Source organism: Anaerotignum sp. (assembly GCF_031981185.1).
GTDB lineage: Bacteria > Bacillota > Clostridia > Lachnospirales > Anaerotignaceae > Chakrabartyella.
Window position 1 is genome coordinate 1 of record NZ_DALYUL010000055.1, and the last position, 5084, is coordinate 5084.

Sequence of the window (5084 nt, forward strand, 5' to 3'; positions counted from 1 at the left end):
CTGCTAGAAGTCAAATTAACTATTGACTTTTCTTAGCAGGTTTTTGTGCAAAAAATATGAAAGAGGATGAATCAAATGCCATGGATTTTTTATGGAGATTATATATCTCATTTAAAACTATTTGGTAAATTCACAAATGTTGATAAATTTATCGTTTGTGGTATAATCTGGATATAAAAATATTAAGGAGTGTATCAGTTCCAACTGATGATACAGAAAAGAAATGTATATTCGAAAATTGATAAGTAAAAAAATAAAATTAAAAGTTTGGTTGCTATTTCTTCTTATAATAATTGGTTTGCGTTGTTACGCCAATTTACAATATAGTCAAAGATATAATATAATAATTGAAAATCATTCTGAGGGTATTATCGATAAAATTACTTTTGTACCCGGAAGAGAGAGCACTGAAAATTTGAATATTACACATGTAGCACCAAACGAACATATAAAAATTTCTCGAGATTTTGAGAATGCTGAGGATAATTTTTTAGCTTTTATTGATACCCCATATGAAACAGAGAAAGTAATTCCATTAGCTTATATTTATTCACCAGAATCCATCAATATAGTTAAACTAATTATTAATGGTACAAAAGATGGTAAAATAACAAACCTAACAGTTCTTTCTTTTGATAATGGTCCTAACATTATTCCTGGATGGATTAGATGTTTTTATGATTATGCAGAACACAAGTATGAAGGAATAAATTACGAAGAAATAAAATAATCTTTTTTGGGTGTATCCCAAAATTTGTGTATACAATGAACCCACCCCAAATTGGCGAAAGTTGTTTCTGTCAATAGTGGGTGACCGTATTTGTAGGTAACTACAGCAATCAGCCAATACCCAATAAAATCAATACTATCAGCAACACAAAATACGCAATCAATTCAATCCACGCTCTAAATAGTTTCATCCCTACATATTATCGGGGTCAAATGTCATTCTTTCTTCTGGAGATTTCTCCATAATAGCATTTTTTGAGCTGAGCCATAAAAATGTACCAATGAGACAAGCAAAGATCTCTGAAACAGTCATAGACCATATTACTCCATTTAACTGAAACAATAAATTCCCGAGTATGATGATTGGAATTAGAGCAACGCCCCTTGAAACTGACATAATATTGGATTGAAAACCTTTCCCAAATGCTTGAAACATACTGGTTAAAAGTCCTGAGACACCTGCGAATAATGTGGAAAGCAGTAGTGCTGAAAGAATTACAATACCAACTTTTATAACAGCTTCATCCGAGCTAAACAATTGAAGAATCTGTGTGCGGAATATAAACAGTACAACTGCAATTGCAAGAATAATACTTACGAGATAAAATGCAGTTGTTTTTAAAACTGTATTTAAACGCTGGGTATTGTTGGAAGCGTAAGAATATGCAATCAGTGGGACAACTCCCATGTATAGTCCCATGCCAATAAAATCTGATATCTGGCATATACGATTAGCTACACCAAAAGCAGCAACAACATAGTCGCCATATATAGCAGCATAATTATTAAACATTAGGCTTGAAACAATTAAAAAACCAGATAGTAGGAAAGCGGAGATGCCAATCTTAAAGATGTTGAAGAGAATTTCTCTATTAGGCTTAAAATCTATGATACTGACACTCTGAACTTGACTTTTTCTTTTAAAATAATAAATATAATAAACGACGGCACAAATATTCCCAATAACAGTCGCAACCGCAGCTCCCATAACATCCATGTGGAGAGGAAAAATGAATATAGGGTCAAGGAGGATATTGACAACTACGCTAAGGATCATTCCAATCATAGATTCGGTAGCAGCACCTTCTCCTCTAACCATTTGGGCTAGCGTGAAATTGGCAATTACAAACGGGCTACCGATGGCATAAGCAATTACATAAGACTTCGTGCTGAGTTGAGCTTCTCCTGTGGCACCCAGTAGTTTCATGATAGGTGATATAGCGGGAAGGCAGATCAGCATAAACACAATTCCCGAAATTAGGGAGAGATAAAAATTTACGGAAGAAGCTATTTTTACTCTATTTATATCTTTTTCCCCTAACAATCTTGAAATATATGTGCTGCCCCCCGTACCGAATAGCTCTCCCAGTGCCATAAGAATGGTGGTAAAAGGTAAAGCTAGTGTGATGGATGCAAGCATTGATGTATTCTCTAGTTTACCAATAAAATAAGCATCTGTAATGTTGTAAATCATATTGGCAACCATACCCAAGATCATAGGGATTGCCATGTGTGCAATTGCTTTTGGTACAGGGGATTTTTCGAGATAATACAATGTGTCTTTTTTTGTGTTGTTTTTCGTCATAAATATTCTCCTTTCAATATAAGTTGAATTCTACCTATTTGGGGTGGCTCGTCAATTCATTTTAGACATAGCAATAATTTAAAATAGGTATAAATATACCTATTTATCTAAAAAAGATGCTCTTATATATGTGATTCTATGCCTAAATTATCATATGTCCGTTTTAGAAACATTAGATAGACCAATTTTTCCTCTTCTGAAAATCCCACTAATAATTCCTCTGTTATCGAGGTAAGAATATCAGACATTTCATTAAGGAGTAATGAGGCTTTTTCACTAAGTTCGATAAGTATTGTCCTTCCATCCTTATTTCCGGAACGACGAAGAATAAATCCGTTTTTTTCAAGGTTGTTGAGTAAGCTTGTTACGGATGGGCCTGATATTTGCATGGCTTTACTTAAATATCTTCGACTAATTTCTTGGCCTGAATTTTGTGCGCCATGAATGTGTCCTAAAAGACGGGCCTGTGGTTCGGTGATATCGTATGCAGCTAATCTTTGGTCGTTTTTATACCGTAATACATGAGCTATATTTTTAATATAAAAATCATGAGAAGGTGTATCGCTACGTTTCATGGCAAGTAATCCTTTCTATATAGGTTGAATTCTATCTAATATTTTATATTCAAAATTCTAATTTGTCAATGCTCAAATCATTATTTTCTTAAAAGGATTTACTGAAATTGTGTATCTTTAATCGTTATTTAAGTTTTGTGGTTCAAAACTAAATGAAATGGGTATTCCCTCGCCATCGGTATATAATTACCGAAACGCTAGATACAAGGCAAAGAAAATTCCAACGGGAAAAGCTACGATGTGGCAGGGACAAATGGTAAAGCAAATTATAAATAACTTTACTTATACAGGAAATGTGACGCAGGGCAAAACAATGGAATCCCTTTGCAATGGGTTACCCCTTACCAAGAAAGATAAAAAACAGTATGTAGTGGTGTATGGTACGCACGAGGCGATTATTGACGAAGAAACATTTCACAAATTAGAAAATACGATTAATGATGTTGCCAAAAAGCGGAAGGCGAACAGCAAGAAATATCCTTTTACAGAAAATATTTTTAAAGGCAAGGTGTTCTGCGCTGATTGTGGGCAAAAAATGATACGTTATAAAAATGCAAAAAAATCTGCTAAGACACGCTATGTCTTTCTTTGTAATCAAGAGCTTATCGATGCCATTCTTTCAAGTTTGAGAGCACAAGTAGATTTGACTTTTTCATTGGAAGATAAATTGAAAAAGCTGAAAAGTACAAAAAAATACATAGCAAAACAGAAAAAAATCAAAACCCATTTAGTAAATACAGAAAAGCTGATTGCTAAGAATTTGATATTATGCTCTGCACTTTTTGAAAATTACACCGATGGCACCATAGACCTTGTAGAGTACAATCGCTTGAAGTCGGATTATCTAAAACAGGCTGAGGAACTGGAAGAAACTAAAAACAACTTGCTAAAAGCACAAGCTTTAGATGAAAAAATATTGTCCCCGCAAAATGAATGGATCAAGGCTTTTAGAGGACAAAAAGACACCGCGGTATTAAGTCGTGAATTTATTGATCTAATGATTGATAAAATCATTGTCAGTGGCTATAACGATGTAGAAATTGTATGGAAATTTGCTGATGAATTAGCGATTCTCACTGAGTTTGTGGGAGGTGCTGTATAATGAAAACCATTGCGTTATATCTCAGGCTATCCAACGAGGACATAAATGAGGGGGAGAGTAACAGCATTTCCAATCAAAGGGATTTACTTAGAAACTATATATCATCAAAAAAAGACTTACAAGGCTATGAGGTTTTGGAATTTATTGATGATGGATATAGCGGAGCAACTTTTGACCGCCCTGCACTGAATAAACTGCTCAAGCTGACTGGTAAAACAATTGATGTCGTAATGGTCAAAGACTTTTCACGATTTGGTAGAAACCTTATCGAAGTTGGAAATTATATTGACCAGGTATTTCCTTTTTTAGGCGTGCGGTTTATTGCAGTCAATGAAGATTATGACAGCAATAATTATAAAGGTAGTACCGCAAGCATTGATGTTGGGCTAAAGGCTTTGATTTATGAAATGTATAGCCGAGATATTTCCCGGAAAATACGAGCAGTGCAGAAATCTAAGTTTCAAAAAGGTGAATATCTTTGCATTTTGCCGCTATATGGCTATATGCGGTCTCCAAATGTAAAAAATAAGCTGATACAAAATCCAGAGACAGCACCTGTTGTAAAACGAATATTCGAGCTTGCTTGTGAGGGTAAAACAGCTACGCAAATTGCTGTGGTTTTTAATACCGAAGGTGTGCCTTCTCCTTATATGTACCATAAAGAAAAAGGTACGGATAAAAAGAGGGGGTGGAAATTAAGCAGTGAAAATACAATTTGGACGAATGCCATTGTTCATCGCTACCTTAAAGATGAACGTTATACAGGTAAACTAATAAGCCGCAAACGAACAAAAATTGATATTAATACAAAGAAAACCATGCTTCTTCCAAGAAGTGAATGGATAATCTGTGAAGATGCTCATGAGGCAATTGTTTCAAGAGAAGTTTGGAAGCAAGCGCAGCTGGTTATGAAATCATATAGGCCTAAGCCATGCACTATCGCTGACTATAACCTGTTTAAAGGATTATTAAAATGTCAGCATTGTGGCCGAACTCTTACCTTTTTTAAGTATATGAAAGAACCTTGTTATCGTTGCGCAACAAGAAGGTTTGTTACTTTTTGTGAGTGTAAAGATGTTCGTATTAATGAACA

Annotated in this window: 5 protein-coding genes; 3 read left to right on the forward strand and 2 right to left on the reverse strand. The window is 34.6% G+C overall.

Annotated elements, in window-relative coordinates; genetic code table 11:
• Positions 1-223 precede the first annotated feature (223 nt).
• The gene (locus tag RTK36_RS16315) at positions 224-730 is read left to right on the forward strand and encodes a hypothetical protein (protein WP_312048276.1); all 507 of its coding nucleotides are present in this window, start codon (positions 224-226) and stop codon (positions 728-730) included.
• Positions 731-922: 192 nt separating this feature from the next.
• Here RTK36_RS16315 and RTK36_RS16320 read toward each other — a convergent pair whose 3' ends face one another.
• Both RTK36_RS16320 and RTK36_RS16325 read right to left on the reverse strand, forming a co-directional pair.
• Positions 923-2314, reverse strand: a complete 1392-nt coding sequence (locus RTK36_RS16320; RefSeq protein ID WP_312048277.1) for an MATE family efflux transporter — start codon at positions 2312-2314, stop codon at positions 923-925.
• Positions 2315-2436: 122 nt separating this feature from the next.
• Entirely contained in the window at positions 2437-2889 is a 453-nt protein-coding gene (locus tag RTK36_RS16325) for a MarR family winged helix-turn-helix transcriptional regulator (protein ID WP_312048278.1), read from the reverse strand.
• A 157-nt stretch (positions 2890-3046) separates the two neighbouring features.
• Between RTK36_RS16325 and RTK36_RS16330 the strand changes: the two genes are divergently transcribed.
• Positions 3047-3991 carry a recombinase family protein gene (locus RTK36_RS16330; RefSeq protein WP_312048279.1) on the forward strand — a complete coding sequence of 315 codons (945 nt, stop codon included), beginning with the start codon at positions 3047-3049 and terminating at the stop codon, positions 3989-3991.
• Positions 3991-5084 (forward strand): recombinase family protein (locus tag RTK36_RS16335; RefSeq protein WP_312048280.1); only part of this gene is annotated, 1094 nt, incomplete at its 3' end. The genes RTK36_RS16330 and RTK36_RS16335, both read left to right, overlap by 1 nt.